Here is a 23,448-nt window from a genome sequence, read left to right as displayed (position 1 = left end):
TTTGCAAGGCACCAGAACTTAAATAAGAAGCTCTGATGCCTGGGGTTTCATCAGGCTAAGCGAAAGTAATTCACATGGCCTGACAAACGGCTGGCGATTTGTTTTAGCTCCAAACTCGAACGGGCAACCTGATCGGCAGCGCTGGCTGTCAGTTCTGTGGCGCCCTTGATCTGCATTACATTACGGTTAATGTCTTCGGCCACTATGCTTTGTTGCTCAGCCGCACTGGCAATTTGTTCATTCATTTGGTTCAGGATACCCACAAAGCCTTTGATTTTACTGAATGACTCCAAAGCACCAGCAGCAAAATGAACTGTATGTTCTGCTTGCTTATGGCTGCCCGCCATAGCACTGACTGTAGCTTGCACCCCGTCGTGCAACCGGCTAATCATAGCTTGAATCATTTGAGTTGAATTTTGAGTACGGCTAGCCAAGGTTCGAACTTCATCTGCTACCACCGCAAAACCCCGGCCTTGCTCACCTGCCCTGGCTGCTTCTATCGCGGCATTGAGTGCTAGTAAATTAGTTTGTTCAGCCACTCCTCGTATCACTTCCACCACCTGACCTATTTCAGCACTTTGGGCTGAAAGCTGCTCTATAACGTCTGTAGTTTGACGAACGTCTGAAGACAAAGCTTCAATAGAGGCTATAGTTTTTGCCATCACTTCGTCGCTCAATCGCAGATTAGTTTCAGTTTCATTGGTTTTTTGTGCGGCATTGCCTGCATTTTGCGCCACATCGGCCACTGAAGTGCTCATTTCATTCATAGCGGTAGACACCATTTCTATTTCCTGGTGCTGCAAAATAAGCTGTTCTGTGGTTTTTTCGCTACTGACCGCCAGCTCATCCGCGGCCTTGTCCAAAGCACCGGACGCTAGTTTTAACTCCCCCACTATGCCGGATAACTGCACTACCATAGCGCGTAAATGATGCAATAAACTGGAATTATCCTGCTGCTTGAGTTCAATTTGAATATCCAGCTCTCCGGCAGCCACTTTGCGCACTATCATAGCGGCGTACTCCGGCTCCCCCCCTAAATGCCCGAGAGTATGACGCACTATCCAACTCGCTGCAGCTATGGCTGCCAGAACAGCCACCAAAGTTAAACTGCTGATAAACCAGACTTGTTTACTGTACAGGTTTTCAGAGGCACTGAACTCGCTTTCAGCCACCTGTAATTGCAAATTTACCAGTTCAGTGATTTTTTCGCTGATAGGGTCGATACTGCGATACAAAGGGCCATTAAAGTCCTGCAAAGTACCGCTGATATCACCGCTGCGCTGCTGCAAAAACAGCACGAGTTGCTTTATGTCAGCGTCAGCATCTTTGAATAAAGCGGATGCCTGTCTCGCGAGCTGTTGCTCATCTGCTGTCAATGAAGTGGCCATATAATCAGTCCACTCAACAGTGATTTGCTGTTGTGCTTTTTGCACTTCACGCAATGCCTGTTCGGAACTTAATAAACCAGTCTGAGCTTTATTGACCGCATCAATCACCGAAACGGCATACAAGTCTGCTATATTTTTCAGCCCTTTTAAAGGCACAACCCTGTCCAGATAGACGGTTTTCAACCCTTGGTTCATGCTGTTCATAGCAAACAATCCAGTAGCGGCTAATAGCAGCATGAGAATTAATGGGATGGCAAAAGACAACGACAAGCGAGCGGCTAAACCAAATGTTGTATTCATAACAGACTCCGATTCCGTTCAGTCGAAGATGAGGTAATGGCAAAACCGACACTCAGGCAAGCCCCGGTACAAATGCCATAGTTGACCAAAGTGTAGAGCTTGTTTGCTGTAGTGCAAGCGCCGGCTAACTTTTACCGTCAGGTCAGGAAAGTTAATCAGGTTCAAGCTGAATAGCAGTAGATTCAAGCCTAACCTTTTGTAAATATTGATTAAATTCTGCTATCAACTGCTCGTATTCCACTTCACGCCTGAGTGCGAGATGTAAAGTTTTCAGTTCAGTTAAACTACTATTAAATTGTACTTTACCTGACGCCAAGCGTTTTACTTCTGAGTCGTGCTCCAGCAGATAGTGTAAAACTTTACGGTCAATGACCGCCAGGTCCAGTCGGCCCAGTGCCACTTTCAGAATATTTTGCCTGTCAGACAAAGCGAGTTCGGGTTTGAGTTGGCCTCTGCCAATCATCTGATCAACGAGGGTTAAATTAATGTAATCTTGTACTACACCGAGCTGAACCCTGGCTAAGCGAACAGCATTGAGCTGACCCAGTGGCTTCTCCACTGATTCGACAAAACCTAACTCACTGATACCAAGACTGTCGGAGAGAATAAAGTCAGGATTAAAACTGTGATACTCAGGGAAATAACCTGCATACAAGCTCCCTGATTTCCCACTGTCACGTAGCGCCCGGGACCAGGGCAAAAAGTCCGTCTGTACCTCAAGTCCCATGGCAGTAAAAACTTGTTTTACCAGTACTGTGGTTTCACCTTGCTGTTCAAGTTGATATCCAGTGTAAGGTGGCCAGTCTAAACTGGCCAAACGAACAGACTCAGTGGCCAGGCAGAATGCAGGCCACAGGCATAACAAGCCCAGATAGTGTTTCACTTTTTTTCCTCAGCAGCGCAGTTGCGCCAGCTGAGCATCCATTGCTCCGGTTATGTTGTCAATTTGTTTACTGATCAACAGGTTTTGTTGTGCAAGTTGATGTAATGCCTTAGTGGCATCATCTATAGCTGTAATATTACGGTTAATTTCCTCACTGACCTGATTTTGCTCTTCCGCCGCAGAGGCAACCTGAAATGCATTATCGGCTATGCTGGAAATACCAGCCGTAGCCAAAGACAGTTTTTCATAAGAACTCTCAGCTTCCTGTAAGGTACTGGTAACTTTGGCTGTGTTGGTTCGAATTTGCTGCACAGACGCTGTGACTTGCTGCTGCAAGGCATGGATCAGGTTCTTAATTTCATCCGTAGAACTATGGGTTCGCGCAGCCAAAGATCGAACTTCATCTGCGACTACGGCAAAACCACGACCCTGCTCACCAGCCCGCGCAGCCTCTATAGCAGCATTGAGCGCCAGCAGATTAGTTTGCTCCGCGATAGCCTGAATCACGTCAATAATGCCATTAATTTTTTGACTACTTTGCGCCACGTCATTGACGCCCTGGCTGGTATGATTAAATTCGACAGATACAGCCTTAAACGCATCAACCGTATTTTGAAATAAATGATTCGCAGCTGTGAGTGCTTCTAAAGACTCTTGCGCCCCTTGCGCTGTGCTTCCCGCCAGATTAGCAACTTCATGAGCCGTAGCTGACATCTGATGCATTGCAGAGGCTACATTCTGAATTTCACTAGCTTGAATACTGACCGAGCTATTGGTTTGGTCTGTGGTTTTCACCATTTGCTCAGATTGCTGTTGCATCAGGCCAGATGATTCTTTTAAGTTATTGATCATGGAGCGCAACTTAGCGGTAAACATATTAAAACCGTCCGCCATGTCGTTCAATTCCTGGTATTGGCTTTGCTTTAACTGCCGGGTTAAATCACCTTCAGAGCCAGCCAGCTCCTTCATCAGCACACTCATATGTAAAATGGGCGCTGTGGCGCTTTTTAAACCCAGGGCCATTAAGAGAACAAAAGCGAGTAAGAGCACTAAACCCAAAGCTATCATGCTCTGGATGGTTTGAGCTGAGTCTTCATTCAGCTGATCGGCCAGCTGAATAGCCATCCCCAAAGCTATGGTTTCAGGTACTGCCACCACAACTTTCCAACCGGATTCGGTGCTGTCAAGCTTAATGGGCTGAGTCACCAGCATTGACTCTTTGTACAAGCTGACACCCACTTGCTGTTGCTGTAGTTGCGCTGCTAAATCGGCATCTAAGCTTTGAATCGACTGTCCCAGTTGATCAGGATATTTATTACTGGCCACTACCGAGCCATATTTGCTAATCAAGTACAGCTGTGCTTTGCCGCCATAAAGTAAAGCGGCCTGAGCCTGCAATAAGGTTTGCAATACAGGCAGGTTTAAATCTACTCCGGATACGCCTCTGAATTGGTTTTCAGTTACCACAGGATAAACCAGCGAAGTCAACAATACCTGATTGCCAGGAGTGATTTCCCATAGATAAGGTTCCATTAAACACGCTTTTTTGCTGTCTTTGCTGCACAAATACCATTCAGCTTCACGCACGCCGTATTCATTTTTTGTATCTTTGTACTTCACTTCAGGGTCGGGCGTTTGCACAAACTTCAATTGATTTTGTTCTCGAACCCAATAAATTTCCATTGAGCCCGTTTTCGAGCTGTGATCATCAGCGATGGAATACTGACTATCAGCCCCATCATAGCCATTAGGTTCAAACTGGCCGTACAAAGATGATATGCCAGGGTTGCTGCTCAAGATATGCCCAGCCATAGCTTTCACCTGATCTCGGCTATAAGGGGTTTGGCCACTACCTAAAGCCGAACCGGATAACACTGCGGCAAAGTTTTTTGCAGTATCAAAATTGCGATCCAATACAGCACTGGTTTCTAATGCAGTACGCTGAGCCGCCTCTGTCAGAATTTGCTCGGCTAAAGTACGCACCGACTGAGTTAATCGGTTTACTGCGGAGTCATTGCTGCTGGTCATGGAATACCAGCCAATAAAGGCCATGCTACCAATACTGATAAGTAACAAAAGTGCAACACCAAAAGTGAGTTTAAAACGTAAGGAATTCAACTGCATCATCTTCACCTAGAACCAATGAAAGGTTTTTGCTACTGACAGCGAAAAAGTGGCTTCGCCTAAATCGTCCAACGCCAAATCAGTATCATCAAAAGCTGCTGTCCATCTTGCCCCTAACCAGTCACCAGCGAGAGCAACCCGCCAATGGTGGTATGTGCCATCTGTATCCCGCAAAAATTTATCTGTATCTGTTGAAGTCGAACGATCACCTGACAAAATCAAGCTCACATTCTCTGTAAGCTGAACAGTCTGTGTCAGCATAATAATGTAATGGCCACCACCAGCACCGAAATAGTCACTGGCGTACCAGTAGCTTAGTTTGGTGTTTTCATAAGACACTTTGATGTACGCTTCCGGATAATCAAAAGCGCTGCTTTCGCTACTACCATAATAAGTGTAGTGCGCCACACCAAGATCTAAACCCCAGTTTCCCCCTAAATCAGTGTAATAACCTGTATAAAAATCGACTTCGATATCAGTGTCATCCACAAAGCTGACATTAGACCCCCAGGTTCCGAGGTACCAACCTGACTCTGAAACCCAATCCAGGCTAGGCTGTACAGCAGGATCATCTTGAGTCAGAGTAATACCATTAAATAAATAGTTGGAACCAAGAGTAACAGTGGAGCTTAGATCGGCAAAAACCGCAGGACTGAATCCCAGCATCAGCATGCCAGGAAAGATAAAGTGTGTAGAGAACCGCATAAAAACTCCGATGCTGATTAAGAACTAATTTCAATAACTTAGAGAAAATTTATTGAGCGTGCTTTTAAGGTATAGCAAGAGTTTGAGAAAAAGCCCGTGTCATTTGCAACTTCCCTTCTTTCGCATTTAGACTTCTAAACACCCAGAAATCTCTTTATTTCAAAATAGAAATAGGGTTAACTGAAATCAGTATTTCAAAGGAGTAAAACCAGATGTTTAAAGTAAATAGTTATTTTGACGGCAACGTAACCTCAATCGCTTTTCAGGGCGAACAATTACCTGCCACAGTGGGGGTAATGGCGCCAGGTGAGTACGAATTTGGTACCAGCCAACATGAAGTTTTAACTGTGATTAGCGGCGCTTTAACCGTATTATTGCCAGGCCAGGCAGAATGGCAAACCTTTGCGCGCGGAGCTGCGTTTGAAGTGCCTGCACAGGCAAAATTTCAGCTAAAAGTTGAAACTGACACGGCTTATCTTTGCACTTACAGTTAAAGCCCGGATCGACCAAAGGCCGGGCCCATTCAGGATGATCTGATTTATGCGTGGTATGGGAACAGCGGCCAAAAGAGCTGATGCAGCAAAACAGGCTGAGGCTCTTAATCTTAAACAAACAGTAGAGTATATGTGGCCCTACATCTGGGCCTTTAAAGGCCGGGTATTACTCGCTTTGGCTGCACTTTTGGCAGCCAAAGCAGCTACTTTATATCTGCCTTACGCACTGAAACTTATCATTGATGATTTAGATCCCAGCTTAAACTCTGTGTTGAGTTTGCCCTTGGCCTTTTTATTGTTTTATGGCCTGTTACGTTTTGGCTCGGTCTTTTTTGGTGAAATACGGGACGCACTTTTTAGCAGAGTGACTGAGCATGCCATGCGTAAAGTGGGCCTGCGGGTATTTAATCATTTACACCAACTGGAACTGAGTTTTCATTTAGACCGCCAAACCGGTGGCATCAGCCGCGATATAGAAAGAGGCACTAACGGCATTAGTTTTCTGATGCGGTTTTTAATGTTCAATATAGTACCTACCCTGCTGGAAATTCTGCTGGTCGCAGTGATTTTTGCCCTGCTGTTTTCGTACTGGTATGCAGTGCTGACTTTTGTCGCTGTGGCTTTGTATGTGGCTTTCACTTTTTATGTTACAGAGTGGCGCAACAAATACATACGTGAAGCCAATCAGGCCGACTCAGCCACCAACAGCAGAGCGGTCGATAGCCTGCTGAACTATGAAACAGTCAAATACTTCAATAACGAAGCTTATGAAGAGCGCACTTACGATCAGTTTTTAGCCAATTGGGAGCAAGCCAAACTAAAAAACCGTATGTCGCTTCTGGCATTAAACTCTGGCCAGGCTCTGATTATTGCTTTAGCTATTACCTTAATGATGTGGATGGCGGCCAAAGGAGTGCTTAACAAAGAGCTAACCTTAGGTGACTTAGCCATGGTCAACGCCTATATGCTGCAGCTATTTATCCCTTTGAACTTTTTAGGTTTTGTTTATCGTGAAATCCGCCGATCCTTAACCGATCTGGAAAACATGCTGGGTCTGTTGAAAAAAGAAGCTCAGATTAAAGATAAAACCAATGCGCCGGAGCTGCAGTTACAACAAGGCCGCATTGAGTTTAATCAGGTACATTTTAGTTATCAGCCAGGCCGTCCTATCCTGAATGGCTTAAGTTTTATGGTAGAACCAGGCCAAAAACTGGCGATAGTGGGCGCTTCAGGTGCAGGAAAAAGCACCATAGCCAGGCTTTTATACCGCTTTTACGATATACAAAACGGCAGTATTTGCATTGACGGACAAGACGTACGTGATGTCACCCAAAGCTCGTTACGCCAAAGTATTGCCATAGTGCCGCAGGATACTGTGCTGTTTAACACCAGTATCAGGGAAAACATTCGCTACGGTAAACCTGATGCCAGTGAGGCCGAAGTGGATCAGGTGATCAAGCTGGCTCATCTGGATAGCTTTATTCAAAGTTTGCCACAAGGTGATCAAACCTTAGTGGGTGAAAGGGGCTTAAAAGTATCTGGCGGTGAAAAACAGCGTATAGCCATAGCTCGCGTGCTGCTAAAAGGCTCCCCTATTCTGATTTTTGATGAAGCCACCTCAGCCTTGGATTCTCACTCAGAAGCCGCCATTTTGCAGGCTCTGCGCGAGCTGGCAAAACACCATACCTCAGTGGTGATAGCTCACAGACTGTCCACTATCATAGATGCAGACAAGATACTGGTGCTACAACAAGGAGAAGTAGCAGAAGCTGGCACACATCAGGAACTGCTGGCTCAGCAGGGCCTTTATGCACAGTTATGGGCCAAACAACAAGAGGCTAAAACTAAAGCAGAGTAAAGCCTGAATTAAGATAGGTTAAGCTGAGTAAATGCCGGGTAAAGACCTGAACCCGGCGTTATTTTTTTGTTCTGATGACGGTATTTATTCTCACAGGACAAGAAAACTACTATGTTGTTACGTCAGCTTATTCTTCCTATCACCAGCCTTGTATTATTGTCTGCCTGCGGCGGCAGTAGCTCGTCAGAGGGCAATGACACTTACCCCAGCAGTTACCTGCAGTTTTACAATGGCTCTGCCAATAGTGCCACCACCACCCTGACCTTAACCGATAGCGATGAGGTTGAAAGCACTCTGGGTACAGCTACTTTTGGCGATGCCACCTCTCTGCTTACCGTCAATACTGAAACTTATGCTCTGGCTTTTAGTTACACAGACAACAGCGGTGATATTCAGACAGTGCTGGAAGGTCAGGTCAGTATGAAAACCAGCCAGAAAACTGTACTTTTTATGGTCGATAACTACGAAGCCCCCAAAATCCTGAACCTGAGCTTTTTGCGGGATGATGAGCTGGATGATCAGTTTAAAATCTATTTTGCCAACTTACTGGCAGAAAACAAAAGCATGGATCTGTACATCAGTAGCTCAACAGAAGACTTTGATGACGCAGACTTTGTCGCCACTGCAGGTCAGCATGGCTTTAGCGAGGCTTATACTTTTGATAGTGGCAGCTACATTTTGTATTTAACTGACGCTGGCAGCAAAACTGTTGTGCTGCAAAGCCCTGTTTACACCTTCAGCTACGAAACAGAGTATGTCTTGGCTTTACGTGACAATGCAGGCCCTTTAAAACGTAAAATTGCACTGGATGTGATAGGCAATACCACCTCAGTCTATCCGCTTGAAGACATTAATAGTAATGCTCAGTTCAGAGTTTATAACAGCATAAACGATTTAGATCCAGCTCAAATTTACACAGGCAGTACCAGCGGTACTCCGGTTTTTACTGATTTAGCAGCTGATACTTTGACCTCTTATGTTGAAATTCCACATGGAGATTACCGGGTAACGCTGACAGCGAATGAAGGCTCCAGCCAGATCCCGAATGGCTTACTAACCTTGAATCAGGGCCAGAGCAAAAGTCTGGTGTTTTATCGGGATGAAAATAATCAACCTACTGTATTAGCAGTCACAGACAGCGCCACTCCGCAGGTATACGACTTTGTCTTTAACGTGGTCAACGTGGTACCCGACTTTGACAACGTCAGTATTTATTTTGTACCACCAGGCAAAACTATGGAAACTACCTCTTACTACATCAGTAGTATTAATGACGCCACCAGCGCCAGTATCACTTTGCCGCTCGATAGCTACAGCATATTGTTGGTACGCAAAGATTTAAACAATAACAAAACCTTGCTGGCCCAAACTGACGAAATTGAATTTATACAAGGTAGTACTTACCTGCTGGTTGCTGAAAAAGACCCAGACACAGAAACTGGTTATAAACTAAGCTTGCAGTATTAAACAGACTTTGACGCTTTAACAAAGACCCGCCTGAGCAACGGGTCTTGTTATTTCTGCCGGAAAAGAGCAGGCAGCAGCCATGACAAGTGGCCCCTTTTTTTAATCCGGCTGCACCCTTCCTTGTTAGTTGATTTTCCTTTAAATTAGCGGCCAATTGAAATCATATGACGGAGTGAAAAATGACCTGGTTTTTGTTGGTGGTCGGCCTGGTATTGTTGGTCGTTGGTGCGGATTTGTTGGTCAAAGGCGCAGCGCGTTTGGCTGGCTCTTTTGGCATTCCGGCTTTGGTCATTGGTTTAACAGTGGTAGCTTTTGGCACCAGTGCACCTGAATTGGCTGTCAGTGTCAAAGCTGCTTATTCTGGTCAGGCTGAACTGGCTATCGCCAACGCAGTGGGCAGTAACATCTTTAATGTGCTGTTTATTTTGGGTGCAGCAGCGATGATTTCGCCTTTAGTTATCTCGCGCCAACTGATCCGTCAAGACGTGCCTATTATGGTATTAGTATCAATCCTTGCCATGTGGATGACTTTTGACGGAGCTATTACTCGTATCGAAGCTGCTATTCTGGCCTTTGGTCTGGTTAGCTATACCTGGTTTTTATTCCGTCAGGGCAAAGCTCAGGGAGTGGACACAGTAGATGAAGAAGTAGAGGAAATGCTCAAAGCCAAAGTTCCAACCTGGCAAAATCTGCTGTTATTGTTAGGCGGTTTAGTGCTGTTAGTTTTAGGCTCTCGTTTTTTGGTCGACAGTGCAGTGGAAATTGCCCGCGCCCTGGGAGTAAATGAGGCAGTGATTGGTCTGACTATTATTGCAGCGGGCACCTCTTTACCTGAAGTGGTGACCTCAGTGGTGGCCACCTTAAGAGGCGAACGTGATATAGCAGTAGGCAATGTGGTGGGTAGTAATATTTTTAATATTCTTTGTGTGCTGGGTATATCAGGCGTTGTATCTCCGATTCCTTTGCTGGCAGGCGAACATATGGCAACAGTCGACATTCCAGTGATGGTGGCTGTAGCTGTGCTTTGTGTACCACTGTTTTTCATCGGCTCAGTACTGAACCGCATAGAAGGTTTGTTATTTATGCTGCTGTATATCGCCTACACCTGGTATCTGGTCGCTGTGGCATTAAAAGAGGCGTATTTAACAGAGTTGCAGCAAGGTATCTTATTTGGCCTGCTGCCGTTGGTGGTGTTTTATGTTGCCGCTTCGTTTATCCACGACAGGATAAAAAATAGAAAAGCCGTTTGATCATAAAGGCTTATATTCTCAATAGCAGGCCCGAATGGGCCTGTTTTTTTACTACAACAGTGCCTTTGCTAAACAGAGTAAAACGCCACCTTTTAGGTAGCGTTTTCATTTGAAGTCAGTCTTTGTGGCTTGTACTGCGTAAAGCCAAAGGATCGGCGTCCAGAGCAAAACCCAACAGGGGCAGCAGTTCCGGTATTTCATCTTCCGGTATGCCCACTTTGTGAAAATGCTTTACCACATACTGCAAATCATGGCCTTGTTCTTTGAATTGTTGTGCAGTTTTCAAATGCACTGCAAGCATAAAGCTCGATGTCATGGCAGTCACTCCTTGAAGAAAAAGCGACTGTCATAGTGGTGAAACATCAGCCAACAGGCAAGCTATTTTCGACGAAAATTTGCACAATTTTTCGAACAAAGCCTAAGTCTTTGATCAGGCTCAAAGATTATAGGGAGAGTTTAACTATGTGACACCGGAGTTTATCCAGCTATTTTTGTCGTATCAAGTGCGCCAACTCAAACAAAGTAACAGCACTCTGGCCTATAGCATCTGCCAACCGGGAGTCTGGTTTTAACAGCTGCTCTGCTCAGGGCGCAGGCCTGTGGCACTGAGTCCGGTTTTGTCATTTCAAGTCTAACAATCGCGATTGCAAGTTGTTACAAAGCCAGTAGTTCTGCTGCCCTTCGCGCACTGGCAAGACTCTGTCATTTTTATATGTTGTAAAAAAGCCGAGGCTTTAGCTACACCTATGGAGTCTGCAGCAGTCAATATGCTCCTCGTTATACTGCAGTAGCCAAAACCAGATGCTGCTCTTCAGGCCTTAATGTCAGTACGGAAAAACCTGTGTCAGTGACCGCTATGGTGTGCTCCCACTGCGCAGAGAGTTTTTTATCTTTGGTGACCACTGTCCAACCGTCGGATTTTTGTTTAATGCGCCTGTCGCCCTGATTGATCATAGGCTCTATGGTAAACACCATGCCGGGTTTTAACGTCAGGCCTGTGCCAGCCTTACCATAATGCAGAATTTGTGGCTCTTCGTGCATTTCACGGCCTATACCATGACCACAGTATTCCCTCACCACCGAATAACCATGCTGTTCAGCGCACTGTTGCACAGCTGCGGCTATATCTCCTAAACGAGCACCGGGTTTCACCTGATAAATGCCCTGCCACAGTGCCTTATAGGTCACATCCACCAGTTTCTGCGCAAATGAACTGACCTTGCCAATACAATACATTTTGCTGGAATCGGCTATAAAACCATCTTTTTCCAGCGTTATGTCCAGATTCACAATATCGCCCTCTTTGAGAATGTCCGTCTGTTTAGGTATACCATGACAGACCACCTCGTTGATCGAGCTGTTCAACACATACAAATAATCATACTGACCTTTACTCGCTGGCCTCGCGCCCAGCGGTCCACGGATAAAAGCTTCGACTGCATCATTAATTTGCATAGTGCTGACACCAGGCTTAACCAGCTCATCGAGCATCAGAAAAACCTGCACCAGTAACTGCCCGGCTTTGCGTTGGATCTCGAGTTCAACCGGGGTTTTCAGATGGATCGAGTTCATTTAGCAAGTCCTGCAAAGTGGATGATTTATTCTTCAGCAATTTTCGACACAATTCCTGGTAACTGTGTTGCGGATTTAATTCAGCAAGCATACCCACTCTGATCCAGAATTCAGCCTGCGCATTGATCGAACGCGCCATCACTTTGCTGGCTTCGCGCAGGTCCTGATGCAGGTCGTCCGATATTTTGACTATACCCATAGATACAACCTATATACGATTCATATACGCATTGTATAAAAACAATCTGCGCTATGCACTTAAAAAATCTGGAAAAACTGGTTATGGTATGACTCAGAACAATAAAATCTTTTCCATAATGGTTTATAGTTCAACGTCAGCAATTGGGTTTGTAACTTAGACTGAGAGTCAGGACATGAGCATATTTAACGATATTTACAGTGCGGTTGAGCGGCAGTTTTTTTATAGCCTGACATTAAAAATTGTCGGCAATATTGGCTTCTTAACACTGATTTTCTGGCTGGCCATGTTCGCGGCTTATCCGAATGAAGGCAGCGCAGGCCAAAGCTGGTGGTGGATCCTGATCCTCGGCACCGGGGCTTTTATCTTTACCATAGGCTATCTGATGCACTTAATAGTGCGGCCGGTGAAAGCTCTGGTGCATGCACTACAACAAGCGAATCAGGCTGGCAGCGATTTAAAAACCCGCTTGCCTGCGTTTACCTTTGACGAATTCCGCACTTTATCTGAGCAATACAATTTATTTGTTGATCAGTTATCCACTATGCTGCGGGATATTCATCAGCAAGCGTCCAGTAACTTTCATGTCAACCAGCAAGTAGCTGAAGCAGTGCACAGTACCAGGCACCAATTACAGGGTGCCGAGCAAAGCAGTCAACAGATCCGCGCTCAAAGCGATCAGTCCTTGCAGCGTTTGTCAGAAATAGTGCAAAGCAACGACCAAGTGATAGAAGTGGCCACTAGCACTGTCCATAACGCCAAAACAGCCAGTACTCAACTAAACCAGTTAACCACTCAACTGCATAAAATTGAGCAGCTGTTGGCCAATTTTGGTGGCACAGTCACAGGTTTACAGAAAAACGCCGAAAACGTGCGGCAGATTTTATTGATGGTGGAAAACTTCTCTGATCAAACCAACCTCTTGGCGCTGAATGCCGCTATTGAAGCAGCACGGGCTGGTGAAGCTGGCCGTGGTTTTGCGGTAGTAGCAGACGAAGTCCGTACTCTGGCCGCTAAAGTGAATAGCGCGACAGGCCAGATCTCAGGATTTCTGAATGAAATGGATGTGCTGGTAAGGGACACTAAAAATGAGTCAGAACAGCTGCAACAACAGGCTGGAGAAGCTCAGCAACAAATTCAGCAAACCAGTGGCGATTTCAGTCAGTTGGAGCTGCAGCTAAAAAATGCCCAGCAGCAGTTGAACCATATCCAGCAGCATGTGCAGCAACTGGCGCATAGCTCAGAGCAAAACCATCATCATCTGACCGAAATTGAACAAGGCACCAATCTGGCCTATCAACAAATGGCGGCTATAGATCAGGCCACAGAGCAGTTGTTATCGGGGACTAAACGCACTCAACAGCAACTGCAACCCTTTTCTGCAGCTTAACCAGCTAACTGTCACTACTGATCCGGCCGTCCTGTTGCAGCGCCTTTACCAGTTGCAATACGGCCGGATGGGTCAGTTTACGTTCAGGCGATATCGCATAAAAACGCTCTGTGACTCTGTGGATCACCCCAACTTTTAACAAGCGGTAGTTGGTCAATAGCTGACTTTCCAGTAACAAAGGAGCGGCAAAAGCGCCAAGTCCTTGCTGAGCAAAAGCCTGCATCAGAGCACTGTCATCAAATTCAGCCACTACATCAGGCTGTACTTCCACTTCGTTAAACCATCCTATTAACTGCTGGCGGATAATAGATTTTTTTCCTTGTAATAAAAAAGGCTGATCATGTAAGGAGCGTGGAAAATCAGCACTGAGTTGCTCAGCCAAAGACTCACTCGCATACACAGCCATAGGAGATTCAGTGACTAAATGGCTGTATGCTTTGACATGACTGCCAGGCTGAATAGGTTGATCAGACAAAACCATATCCAGTTTATTGATGGCTAACTCGGACAATAGCCCAGCCTGCTCCCCTTCGCGGCAAATCAGTTTAATTGGAAGCTGTAAAATAGGTTTAAGCATTTCATAGACAAAAGCTTTTGGCAGTACATCGGTAATACCCACGCTAAAACTCTGCCAACTACTGTGCTGGCGGGTCAATACAGCTTTCAACTCATCTCCGAGCTGAAAGATATCAGCAGCATAACGTTGCACCACAATTCCAAGTTCAGTAGGAATTAGTCTTTTGCCCTGACGGGAGAACAAAGCAGTGCCTATACCATGCTCAAAGGCGCTGATTTGGCCGCTGATCGTTTGTGGAGTGATATGCAACAGTTCACTGACTCTGGCAATACTGCCATGTTCAGCCACCAGGTAAAAATAATAGAGTTGATTGTAATTCACCGGAGTCATTTAATTCTCAATAATTTACGAACATATCAGAAGTTATATTCGAATTTTACTGACAAAGTAAAGAGAGTATAACTTTATTCGTTGTGATAGTTCCCGCTGAATATCACAGAACAGTGTAACCCATAGGCCCATCCGCGCCTTTTGCCCCTTGTCTATTCATAGCAAGGGGCTTTTTTTCTGCAGAAATTGCTGACAGGTGGCAACTTCAAGGATTTTGCAGATACACTAGCGCTAAGATTTTACTGAGTACTTATGATGATTAGCTACCCGGCAATTTTTAAATTCACAGGTCAGGATGAGCTGATTTATCTAGCGGGTCCAAGCTGTTTCAGGCAGTTCCATGCATTGCAGCAACTTTACTTAACACCAGAAGACCTGCTGATTGATGCAAAAGGTCAGGCTTATTTGCTGCATCAGATGAATCAAGACAGTTCTGCTTTACCTTTAGTATTTAAGCAGTTTGAGTTGTCAGAGTTAACAGCCATGGTGCAGTCTCATTTTTTTGCCTTGGCTCAAAGTTGTATTGTAAAAATTCAGGCAGAGTCAATCGAGGCTTTATTCAGCCTGTTGGCTGAGACGGGCAACAACTAAAATGCACCTTTGCTTTGAGCCGGCCTTGCCTCAGACTGGAAAGGGAAAATCGCAATAAAACACTGAGCCCTGGCCTGGTATTGAACTGAAATCAAGAGTACCACCCATAGACTCGATAAGAGCTCGGCTGATGGCAAGGCCAAGCCCTGTGCCTGAACGTGCTTTGTTATCACAGCGTTCTGCCTGGGCGAAACGCTGAAATATTTTTGGCTGAAAATGCAGCGGTATACCTTCACCTTTATCTTCAACCTGAATACGAATTTTATCCCCTCTGCGGTAATAACTCAGATAAACCTCAGCCCCGCTGGTTGAGTATTTAATAGCATTAGAGAGTAAATTACTCAGCACTTGCTGCAATCTGTGACTGTCCAGCACCAGAACCAAAGGTTCATTAGGTAATAGAGACAACTGCACTGCGAAGCTGTCAGCATAGGGCTGATTCTGGTTGACTGCTTGCTGACATTCCTGAGCAAGGTCACAAGGCTGCAAATTAAAATCCATTTTTCCAGCACTCAGCTTTTCCATATCCAACAAATCGTTCACCAGCCATTGCAATCTTTTACTGTTTTGACTGGCCACCTTCAACATAGCAAGTGCTTTTTCAGGTACTTCTCCCAACACCTGATGAGTCACTAAATCCAGAGCACCACTTATGGCTGTGATAGGAGTACGCAGCTCGTGGCTAACGGTGGAAATAAAATCTGTTTTCATCTGCTCCAGCTGTTTTTGTTCGCTGATATCATGCATCAACACCAAAGCCCCCAGCAGTTGGCCTGAACGGCTTTTCAGTTGCTCTCCCCTACAACGCACCCAACGCGGAGCTTTCTCCTTTGCTTTAATACATATCTCTTGCCCTAACACAGTTTCGCCTTGAAAAGCCCTGTATAAAGGGATTCGTTCAATCGGCAACAGGGTATGGCCATCTTCTTCATACAAGTTGTAATAGTGGCTCCACGACTCTGAATCGCATTGCCGAAGATCTACACCATGCCAGTCAGACGCACTCTTATTAAATTGCTCTAATTTTCCTTCGCTGTCACAGGCGACCAACGCATCGGGGATAGAATCTAATAACAAGGCCAATAACTGTAGCTTATGTTCGGTTTGTAGCTTTTGCTTGTGCTCATTCAGCCTTACCATGACCATAGCGCCAAGTTGACGCAGTATGGCTTTGTCCTGTTCCGTTATCTGCCTTGGAGCAACGTCGATAATACATAAGGTGCCCAAAGCATAGCCCTGCTCGTTTATCAGTGGACAACCTGCATAAAAGCGAATATTTGGAACTGCAGAAACTAAAGGATTGTCGGCAAAACGTTTATCTTGCGATGCGTCCTCGACGATAAAAATATCAGGTTGTAAAATGGCGTGAGCGCAAAAAGCCAACTTACGATCGGTCTGACAGACTTCCAGCCCTTGCTTACTTTTAAACCACTGCCTCTGCTCGTCAATCAATGAGACAAGCGCTATAGGCACCTGAAACAAAGTTGCTGCCAGGGATGTAATAGCATCAAATGTAGCCTCAGCTTCAGTATCGAGGATCTGCAATGCAAGGAGCGCCTTTAATCTTTCCTGTTCGTTAGATGGAATTTCGGCAACCTGCATGCATACACTCCTTTGATAAAAAAAGCTCTTTGGCAAAACATACCACAAAATAGTCGATCATAGTTTATCACTAAGACTGTTTTGTACCCGATAAAATGGAGTTCAGATCTTCAGGCACAGGCTGAGCCTGCATGACAGGGTATCGGCTACTACCTGGATTTCCAACAGGTAAACGCCCGCTTAAATGCCCCAAAGGCGTAAGTAGCAAGCGCAGTACTTGCCCACGGATTTCAAACCAATCTGCTTGCTCGGTCGCCAGTTTTAACATTAGCCAATGGCTTTGCAGGTGCAATAAAAACCGCTGCTGGCCCAAAATATGTGCCCGCTCCGCATGATACCAGGCTTGTTGCCAGAGCTGCTGGCGTCGAGCCTGTTGTGCTTGTTCTATCTCAAGATTGTAGGCTTGCTCTGTTGCTGAAAACATCAATACAAACTCCGATATAACGAAAAATAGCTAACCCGAGCCCGGGAGAGTGGTTATCAACCTACGTTAGGCTGACGGGTTAAATTAACGGGGTCCAATACTCTTTTGCAAACACTAAACGCATCACTGAAAAAATGCAGAGATTCTGTGTGGTTTTCAAGGTCTTTATCGTTCCATTTCACACTATGTCTGGACAGATCAATGCCAAGGTACATGCAGATACTGCTTCATGCGGCCTTACTTAGCTCCAGTTCAGAGCAGTTACAATGACCTGACTTTAACTGCAGCTCAAAGCTGGGAACAGGCTTGGCTCCATCGCTTTCACTTGAGTTCTGAGGTTATTTATATTACTTTACCGATATTATTTTTTGACAACTCCGGCCAGTAAACAGCGTGAATAAAAATCGGGGCCGCTTGCCCCAGATCAGCGTAGTTTTACTTATCCTCTTGCTGCTATTTAAAGGAGCGGCAGCTGCGGCTATGTTATGTTGCGGTCCGGATCATAGCGAACACTCTGCCAGTCATTCGCAATTGTCCGCTGCAGAGCACAGCATGACAGAACTTCATGGTCAGCATTCTGTTCAGCACGGGCACTCTGGTATGCCAGACGCGCCAGAGCTGCACTATCAGGAAGAATCTCAAAAGCTCAAAGAACATTTGATGACGGACCAACAGCAATTCTCCTGCACAGGGTGCGCCGTCAGTTGTGCTGCAGCAGTATTGATGTGCAATCCTGATGAGTTTATCTCTGAAATGACGCAAAATGAGCGATTTCTCTGTTTCACTCCCTTTATCTTTCCTCTGATAGCATCAGGCCTGGAGCGCCCTCCCCGTTTACATAGCTGATCCCCACTACTTGTACCGTTAAAAGCTCGCTCTGGTGCTTTTATCTGGTGTAGTTTTTTGGCTTAAACAAACAGGATTATTTATGTATCAGCCTATTTATCCGGCGCTTTTAGGCGTCTTAGCTTTGCTATATCCAGAGCCAACTCTGGCCTTCAAAAAAGAGCAAAACCAACTACAGCCGCTGCATTCAGTGGTTATACAAAACAGCACTACTGACTGGAAAAAAGCCAATCAAAAAGTTGCCGAACTGGGTGGCTGGCAATTTTATGTTAAAGAGGCGGCTGCTGATCAGGGCAGGGACCATACCCAGAATGGTTCGGACACAATGATGGATCATTCCGGGCATAAAATGCCGGTCGATCACTCAAAACACCATCATATGGACCATTCAAAGCACTCAGTTCCGCCACAGCTCAAAACAGGAGATGAGCATGAACATCATCACTAAACTGAGCCCACTTGCGGCTGCTGTGCTGCTGAGTGCTTGTGCCGGAACTTCAGGATTCAATACAGTGGATCTGGTGCAACAACAGGCTGCAGAGCAGCAAGTACAACTTCCTCAAACAGATCCGGCACTCAGATCAGAGGCTGAGCAGGAAATTGACAGGCTGCTGGCAGAACCTTTAACTCAGCAAAGTATCAGCCGTATTGCGGTATTAAATAACCCGGATTTCCTGGCTGCTCTATCCTCGCTGGCCATTGGCAAAGCACAACTCACTCAAGCCGGGTTATTACCAAATCCTGGTTTTCGGTTAACGCGAAGCCGCTCAGAAGAGGGTTACAACACAGAGCTCGATTTTTCACTGAATTTGTTTAACTTGATTTTTTTGAATAAAAACAAAGCGATTGCTCAGCAACAAGCACAGCAGCAACAGCAGCAAGTCTCGTTACAACTGATGGATCTGCTGATAAAGAGCCGCATTGCTTTTATTGAAGCTGTTGTAGCACAGCAACGTTTTAGTTATCTGCAGACAGTACAGGAAGCGATAGATGCGTCAGCAGAACTGGCTAACCGTATGTATCAGGTAGGTAATTACAGTGAACTGCAACAAGCCAGGCAGCTAAAATTTGCAGCAGAAATTCGCCTGCAACTGGCTAAAACGCAGCAACAACAGCAACAAAGTCGCGAGCAACTTTACCTTCTGCTCGGGTTATCAGCCTCAGAAACAGCACTGCAGTTACCCGCTTTTTTACCTGCAATTCCAGCCACTTTGCCTCTTCAGCATAATCTGGAACAACAAGCGCTGGCACAACGACTGGATCTGCAACAAGCCAAAGCAAAGTTAGCTCAATTGGAACTGCAGCTGGAAGTAGAGAAAAATAGCCGTTTTGTCCGAGGTTTGTCCGCTGAAATTGCTGGATCAGTGCAGCACAGCGCAGAACGGGAACTGGCATTAGGTGTTGAACTGCCTTTGTTTGATTCAGGAGCAGCCCGTACCAGTAAGGCTGAAGCAGAGTATCTACAAGCGCGGTGGCAAACTAAAGCGCTGGAGCAAAAAGCCAGCTTTGAAGTACGACAGGCTTATGCTTTACAGCAAAGCTCGTATCAGATAGCCCGGCACTATCAGGAGCAGTTAGTACCTTTAGCGCAAAAAATTAATCAACAAAATATGCTGCGTTACAACGGTATGTTAATTGGCGTATTTGAGCTGATTGCCGATACCCAGGCTCAGGTAGAAACAGTCACAGGACAAATGACGGCCCAGCGGGACTTTTATTTGTCAGAACTGCGTCTGCAACAAGCCTTATGGGGCAGCCCTTCCCTGCCTCTAACGACAGAAACTGACACCAAAAACAGCGCTGCTAATGCAGCTGGCCATTAACAGGAGCAAGTTATGTTAACCCGTCGTGATTTATTAAAAAAAGTCGGTGCTATTACAGCTGCTGTAGGTGTGGCTACCGTTAGTCGAAGCTCTATGGCAGCTTTGCCTGAACCTGTTATTCAACAATCCGCCGATACTATGGATCCGCTAATTCCAAACACGGGTCGGCCTTACAACCCTGTGGTGACGTTAAACGGCTGGACTTTGCCATGGCGCATGAACCATGGTGTGAAGGAGTTTCACCTAGTGGCAGAGCCGGTAGTACGCGAACTGGCACCCGGCATGAAAGCACATTTATGGGGCTACAACGGCCAGTCACCCGGCCCTACCATTGAAGTGGTAGAAGGCGACAGAGTGCGGATTTTTGTCACCAACAAGTTGCCGGAACATACCTCTGTGCATTGGCACGGTCAGCGTTTACCCAATGGTATGGATGGAGTTGCTGGTTTAAATCAGCGCGCTATTAAGCCTGGTAAAACCTTTATGTATGAATTTGTCGCCCGCCGTCCCGGCACTTTTATGTATCACCCTCACGCCGATGAAATGGTGCAGATGGCCATGGGTATGATGGGTATGTGGATCACCCATCCAAAAGAGGCGCATCCGCATATTGATGAAGTAGATAGAGATTTCTGTTTTTTATTAAACGCTTACGATATTGAACCCGGCGGTGCTACCCCAAAAATTATGACGATGACCGACTTTAACCTCTGGACCTGGAACAGTAGGGTATTCCCTGGCATCGATCCTTTAGTGGTGCGCAAAAACGACAAGGTGCGGATCCGGGTTGGTAATCTGACCATGACTAACCATCCTATTCATATTCATGGCCATGAGTTTACTGTGACTGGCACAGACGGTGGCCCAGTGCCGGCTTCAGCTCGCTGGCCTGAAGTCACCACAGATGTGGCTGTGGGCCAAATGCGGCAAATTGAACTCTTGGCAGATGAAGAAGGTGACTGGGCTTTTCACTGCCATAAATCGCATCACACCATGAATGCTATGGGTCATGATGTGCCGACGCTGATTGGTGTCGATCACAGTGGCTTGATGCAAAAAATCAATAAACTGGTGCCGGACTATATGGTGATGGGTGAACGGGGTATGGCCGATATGACCGAAATGAACATGCCGCTGCCAGCTAACACCCTGCCCATGATGTCTGGCGATGGCCCTTTTGGCTCGGTAGAAATGGGCGGCATGTTCAGCATATTTAAAGTGCGTAAAGATCAGGCTGCTGGTGATTATAAAGATCCGGGCTGGTATCAACACCCAGCCGGCACAGTGGCTCAGGAATGGACAGGTGAAGTGCCGCAGGCTGGATCCGCTCAGACAGATACCAAGGATGCAGATACCAAAGATGCGGCAGTAGAGCTGAAAGTGAAAAAACCAGGATCACACCACCACCATTGATCCGGTTGAATCTTTTACTATGCGTTAACCTCAGCTCACATTTGCTGGGCTGAGGTCTCTTACAGACATGTTTTGCTGCATAACTACTGCAAAAAAACAGCTTTAAAACGATTATTTAAGCCTCCTATATATTATTTAGGAATAAATAATAACCAAAATCACAAAATACACACTTGTTACCAAATGTAATCAAACCCACAAATTTAGCCGCTCTCAGAGCGCAATTCATCGCAAAACCACTCTATAAATACGAAAAAAATGATAACAAAATATCCTAATTGATAAATACAAACCTATTTACATTAACAAATTATTGACCAATCATCATACCGCCGCCCACAAAATAAACTAATTAAGGGACAGTGGCTGCATGGAAGAGGCAATTCACATAACAATAATTTGAGAGCACAACATGCAACATAAAACATTCAACCTATCCAGAGTTTCTTTCGTGACCTTGTCGGCACTTTCCTTGTTGGCCACTGCAGTGCAGGCCGCTTCGCAACCCGCAGGTGTTAATCCGGAAATACAAACAACAAAAGCTACTGAGCCACCAACCCGCTTTATTGTTAAGTATAAAAATGCGCTTACCTTGCAAGCACAGGGTCTGGCCGGCACTTCGGTCAGCTCAGTTAATCAGTTAAAAACTCATGCAACTTCTGAATTATCCAGCCGTGCTGGAGAACCTATGAGCTTTGTGCGTTCTTTAGCTGTTGCAGATCGTCACGTCATCAAAGTCGAACGTCGTTTATCTAAATCAGAAACGCAACGTACCATTGAACTGCTGGCTCAGGACCCATTGGTAGAATCGGTAGAAGAAGACCTTATGTTACAAATTGCTGCTGTACCCAACGACACTCAGTACACCAGCCAATGGCATTATTATGAATCTGCGGGTGGTTTACGTGCCAACACAGCCTGGGACAATGCTACAGGTACAGGTGTAGTTGTTGCCGTATTAGATACTGGTTACCGCCCTCATACTGATCTAAACGCTAACCTTCTGCCTGGTTACGATATGATTTCTGACAGTTTTGTCGGCAATGACGGTAACGGGCGTGACAACAATGCACAGGATCCGGGCGATTGGGTTCTGGCCAATGAATGCGGAGGCTCAAACCCTGCACAAGATTCTTCATGGCATGGTACTCATGTTGCCGGTACGGTAGCAGCAGTCACCAATAACGGTTCAGGTGTCGCTGGTGTAGCATATGGTGCAAAAGTAGTACCTGTGCGTGTGTTGGGTAAATGTGGTGGTTACACCTCAGATATAGCTGACGGTATCATCTGGGCATCAGGCGGTACAGTAGCTGGTGTTCCTGCCAATGCCAACCCGGCTAAAGTGATTAATATGAGTTTAGGCGGTTCAGGTGCCTGTAACTCAACGACTCAGGCTGCTATTAACTCAGCCCGTTCACGTGGTTCAGTGATAGTTGTTGCCTCAGGAAACGACAACAGTAATGCCAATAACTTCAACCCAGGCAACTGTGCTGGTGTAGTGAACGTTGCTGCAACCAATCGCAGTGGCGGTCGGGCTTATTACTCGAACTATGGCACCTCCATTGATGTGGCAGCACCAGGCGGCGCCATGAACTCAGCCAACGATCCAAATGGCGTGTTATCGACCTACAACACTGGTACTACAACGCCGGGTTCAGACAGTTATGGTTATAGTCAGGGTACCTCAATGGCAGCACCTCATGTCGCTGGTGTTGCAGCATTAATTGCTCAGAAAAAACCTGGTGCTACACCAGATGAGATTGAAACTATTCTGAAAACCACAACCCGTTCATTCCCTGCCACTTGTAACAACTGTGGTACTGGTATTGTTGATGCAGCAGCTGCTGTAGCTGCTGCTTCTGGCACGGGCGGCGGCGGCGGAACTGGCGCTACCTCAACAGTAAACAATATCAGCGTGGCGCGTAACGCCTGGAGATATTACACAGTGGTGGTTCCGGCTGGTATGAGCGTGCTGACAGTCAATACTTCTGGTGGAACTGGAGATGCAGACTTGTATGTACGTCGTGGTTCACGACCCACCACTTCTGCTTACGACTGCCGCCCTTACCTCAATGGTAATAATGAAAGCTGTACCTTCAATAACCCTGTTGCAGCGACCTACCATATTGGTATCCGCGGTTATACAGCAGTCTCAGGCGTCACGTTAGCGACCTCTTATCAGCCTTAAATCAACAGAAAGCCCCGGCATTAG

Annotated in this window: 21 protein-coding genes; 11 read left to right on the top strand and 10 right to left on the bottom strand. The window is 46.0% G+C overall.

The features are described from left to right. Positions 1-50 precede the first annotated feature (50 nt). The 4 genes from EMM73_RS10710 to EMM73_RS10695 form a co-directional block, all read right to left on the bottom strand. Positions 51-1,688, bottom strand: coding sequence for a methyl-accepting chemotaxis protein (locus tag EMM73_RS10710; protein ID WP_127686423.1), 1,638 nt, complete (start codon positions 1,686-1,688; stop codon positions 51-53). A gap of 151 nt (positions 1,689-1,839) precedes the next feature. Further along, the gene (locus EMM73_RS10705; protein ID WP_127686422.1) at positions 1,840-2,571 is read right to left on the bottom strand and encodes a type 2 periplasmic-binding domain-containing protein; all 732 of its coding nucleotides are present in this window, start codon (positions 2,569-2,571) and stop codon (positions 1,840-1,842) included. Positions 2,572-2,580: 9 nt separating this feature from the next. Continuing rightward, positions 2,581-4,695, bottom strand: a complete 2,115-nt coding sequence (locus EMM73_RS10700) for a methyl-accepting chemotaxis protein (protein ID WP_127686421.1) — start codon at positions 4,693-4,695, stop codon at positions 2,581-2,583. Positions 4,696-4,704: 9 nt separating this feature from the next. Further along, complete coding sequence (locus EMM73_RS10695) at positions 4,705-5,400, bottom strand: TorF family putative porin (protein ID WP_127686420.1); 696 nt, start codon at positions 5,398-5,400, stop codon at positions 4,705-4,707. 212 nt (positions 5,401-5,612) lie between these two features. Here EMM73_RS10695 and ppnP point away from each other — a divergent pair, with 212 nt between their 5' ends. From ppnP to EMM73_RS10675, 4 genes are all read left to right on the top strand, one after another. Then, on the top strand, positions 5,613-5,894 hold the full coding sequence (gene ppnP, locus EMM73_RS10690; RefSeq protein WP_127686419.1) for a pyrimidine/purine nucleoside phosphorylase: 282 nt from the start codon (positions 5,613-5,615) through the stop codon (positions 5,892-5,894). Between the two features lie 46 nt (positions 5,895-5,940). Beyond that, positions 5,941-7,752, top strand: coding sequence for an ABCB family ABC transporter ATP-binding protein/permease (locus EMM73_RS10685; protein ID WP_127686418.1), 1,812 nt, complete (start codon positions 5,941-5,943; stop codon positions 7,750-7,752). 111 nt (positions 7,753-7,863) lie between these two features. Continuing rightward, entirely contained in the window at positions 7,864-9,219 is a 1,356-nt protein-coding gene (locus EMM73_RS10680; protein ID WP_127686417.1) for a DUF4397 domain-containing protein, read from the top strand. Between the two features lie 179 nt (positions 9,220-9,398). Further along, complete coding sequence (locus EMM73_RS10675) at positions 9,399-10,469, top strand: calcium/sodium antiporter (RefSeq protein WP_127686416.1); 1,071 nt, start codon at positions 9,399-9,401, stop codon at positions 10,467-10,469. A 115-nt stretch (positions 10,470-10,584) separates the two neighbouring features. Here EMM73_RS10675 and EMM73_RS10670 read toward each other — a convergent pair whose 3' ends face one another. The 3 genes from EMM73_RS10670 to EMM73_RS10660 all read right to left on the bottom strand — a co-directional run bounded on the left by EMM73_RS10670 (position 10,585) and on the right by EMM73_RS10660 (position 12,240). Further along, positions 10,585-10,785: a hypothetical protein gene (locus EMM73_RS10670; RefSeq protein WP_127686415.1), complete on the bottom strand. Its 201-nt coding sequence runs from the start codon at positions 10,783-10,785 to the stop codon at positions 10,585-10,587. 461 nt (positions 10,786-11,246) lie between these two features. Further along, the gene (gene map, locus EMM73_RS10665) at positions 11,247-12,041 is read right to left on the bottom strand and encodes a type I methionyl aminopeptidase (protein WP_127686414.1); all 795 of its coding nucleotides are present in this window, start codon (positions 12,039-12,041) and stop codon (positions 11,247-11,249) included. Continuing rightward, on the bottom strand, positions 12,010-12,240 hold the full coding sequence (locus EMM73_RS10660) for a ParD-like family protein (RefSeq protein WP_127686413.1): 231 nt from the start codon (positions 12,238-12,240) through the stop codon (positions 12,010-12,012). The genes map and EMM73_RS10660 overlap by 32 nt, the downstream gene beginning before the upstream one ends. Before the next feature lie 175 nt (positions 12,241-12,415). Between EMM73_RS10660 and EMM73_RS10655 the strand changes: the two genes are divergently transcribed. Continuing rightward, positions 12,416-13,630, top strand: a complete 1,215-nt coding sequence (locus EMM73_RS10655; protein WP_127686412.1) for a methyl-accepting chemotaxis protein — start codon at positions 12,416-12,418, stop codon at positions 13,628-13,630. A gap of 4 nt (positions 13,631-13,634) precedes the next feature. On the opposite strand, the gene nhaR is transcribed toward EMM73_RS10655, so the two are convergent. After that, a complete protein-coding gene (gene nhaR, locus EMM73_RS10650) occupies positions 13,635-14,537 on the bottom strand; it encodes a transcriptional activator NhaR (protein ID WP_127686411.1) in 903 nt (300 codons plus the stop codon). A 252-nt stretch (positions 14,538-14,789) separates the two neighbouring features. Between nhaR and EMM73_RS10645 the strand changes: the two genes are divergently transcribed. Next, the gene (locus EMM73_RS10645; protein ID WP_127686410.1) at positions 14,790-15,128 is read left to right on the top strand and encodes a DUF4144 family protein; all 339 of its coding nucleotides are present in this window, start codon (positions 14,790-14,792) and stop codon (positions 15,126-15,128) included. 30 nt (positions 15,129-15,158) lie between these two features. Here EMM73_RS10645 and EMM73_RS10640 read toward each other — a convergent pair whose 3' ends face one another. After that, positions 15,159-16,730: an ATP-binding protein gene (locus EMM73_RS10640; protein ID WP_127686409.1), complete on the bottom strand. Its 1,572-nt coding sequence runs from the start codon at positions 16,728-16,730 to the stop codon at positions 15,159-15,161. Positions 16,731-16,800: 70 nt separating this feature from the next. After that, positions 16,801-17,154, bottom strand: coding sequence for a DUF3703 domain-containing protein (locus EMM73_RS10635; protein ID WP_127686408.1), 354 nt, complete (start codon positions 17,152-17,154; stop codon positions 16,801-16,803). Between the two features lie 393 nt (positions 17,155-17,547). Here EMM73_RS10635 and EMM73_RS10630 point away from each other — a divergent pair, with 393 nt between their 5' ends. From EMM73_RS10630 to EMM73_RS10610, 5 genes are all read left to right on the top strand, one after another. Further along, complete coding sequence (locus EMM73_RS10630; protein WP_127686407.1) at positions 17,548-18,000, top strand: hypothetical protein; 453 nt, start codon at positions 17,548-17,550, stop codon at positions 17,998-18,000. Between the two features lie 82 nt (positions 18,001-18,082). Further along, positions 18,083-18,448 (top strand): hypothetical protein, encoded by a 366-nt coding sequence (locus EMM73_RS10625; protein WP_127686406.1) that lies wholly within the window; start codon positions 18,083-18,085, stop codon positions 18,446-18,448. Then, positions 18,432-19,823 carry a TolC family protein gene (locus tag EMM73_RS10620; protein ID WP_186435186.1) on the top strand — a complete coding sequence of 464 codons (1,392 nt, stop codon included), beginning with the start codon at positions 18,432-18,434 and terminating at the stop codon, positions 19,821-19,823. The genes EMM73_RS10625 and EMM73_RS10620 overlap by 17 nt, the downstream gene beginning before the upstream one ends. 12 nt (positions 19,824-19,835) lie before the next feature. After that, entirely contained in the window at positions 19,836-21,236 is a 1,401-nt protein-coding gene (locus tag EMM73_RS10615; protein WP_127686404.1) for a multicopper oxidase family protein, read from the top strand. Positions 21,237-21,648: 412 nt separating this feature from the next. Beyond that, positions 21,649-23,424, top strand: coding sequence for a S8 family peptidase (locus EMM73_RS10610; protein WP_127686403.1), 1,776 nt, complete (start codon positions 21,649-21,651; stop codon positions 23,422-23,424). Positions 23,425-23,448: the final 24 nt, after the last annotated feature.

It is taken from the genome of Rheinheimera sediminis, assembly GCF_004005375.1.
In the GTDB taxonomy this organism is placed as follows: Bacteria; Pseudomonadota; Gammaproteobacteria; order Enterobacterales; family Alteromonadaceae; genus Pararheinheimera.
Note: the sequence above shows the minus strand (reverse complement) of the source record. Positions and strands in the feature narration are given on the sequence as shown.

Coding starts and splice junctions, on each gene's coding strand:
- EMM73_RS10710 (WP_127686423.1), bottom strand. CDS start 1,688: ATGAATACAACATTTGGTTTAGCCGCTCGCTTGTCGTTGTCTTTTGCC.
- EMM73_RS10700 (WP_127686421.1), bottom strand. CDS start 4,695: ATGCAGTTGAATTCCTTACGTTTTAAACTCACTTTTGGTGTTGCACTT.
- EMM73_RS10695 (WP_127686420.1), bottom strand. CDS start 5,400: ATGCGGTTCTCTACACACTTTATCTTTCCTGGCATGCTGATGCTGGGA.
- ppnP (WP_127686419.1), top strand. CDS start 5,613: ATGTTTAAAGTAAATAGTTATTTTGACGGCAACGTAACCTCAATCGCT.
- EMM73_RS10685 (WP_127686418.1), top strand. CDS start 5,941: ATGCGTGGTATGGGAACAGCGGCCAAAAGAGCTGATGCAGCAAAACAG.
- EMM73_RS10680 (WP_127686417.1), top strand. CDS start 7,864: ATGTTGTTACGTCAGCTTATTCTTCCTATCACCAGCCTTGTATTATTG.
- EMM73_RS10675 (WP_127686416.1), top strand. CDS start 9,399: ATGACCTGGTTTTTGTTGGTGGTCGGCCTGGTATTGTTGGTCGTTGGT.
- EMM73_RS10670 (WP_127686415.1), bottom strand. CDS start 10,785: ATGACATCGAGCTTTATGCTTGCAGTGCATTTGAAAACTGCACAACAA.
- map (WP_127686414.1), bottom strand. CDS start 12,041: ATGAACTCGATCCATCTGAAAACCCCGGTTGAACTCGAGATCCAACGC.
- EMM73_RS10660 (WP_127686413.1), bottom strand. CDS start 12,240: ATGGGTATAGTCAAAATATCGGACGACCTGCATCAGGACCTGCGCGAA.
- EMM73_RS10655 (WP_127686412.1), top strand. CDS start 12,416: ATGAGCATATTTAACGATATTTACAGTGCGGTTGAGCGGCAGTTTTTT.
- nhaR (WP_127686411.1), bottom strand. CDS start 14,537: ATGACTCCGGTGAATTACAATCAACTCTATTATTTTTACCTGGTGGCT.
- EMM73_RS10645 (WP_127686410.1), top strand. CDS start 14,790: ATGATGATTAGCTACCCGGCAATTTTTAAATTCACAGGTCAGGATGAG.
- EMM73_RS10640 (WP_127686409.1), bottom strand. CDS start 16,730: ATGCAGGTTGCCGAAATTCCATCTAACGAACAGGAAAGATTAAAGGCG.
- EMM73_RS10635 (WP_127686408.1), bottom strand. CDS start 17,154: ATGTTTTCAGCAACAGAGCAAGCCTACAATCTTGAGATAGAACAAGCA.
- EMM73_RS10625 (WP_127686406.1), top strand. CDS start 18,083: ATGTATCAGCCTATTTATCCGGCGCTTTTAGGCGTCTTAGCTTTGCTA.
- EMM73_RS10620 (WP_186435186.1), top strand. CDS start 18,432: ATGAACATCATCACTAAACTGAGCCCACTTGCGGCTGCTGTGCTGCTG.
- EMM73_RS10615 (WP_127686404.1), top strand. CDS start 19,836: ATGTTAACCCGTCGTGATTTATTAAAAAAAGTCGGTGCTATTACAGCT.
- EMM73_RS10610 (WP_127686403.1), top strand. CDS start 21,649: ATGCAACATAAAACATTCAACCTATCCAGAGTTTCTTTCGTGACCTTG.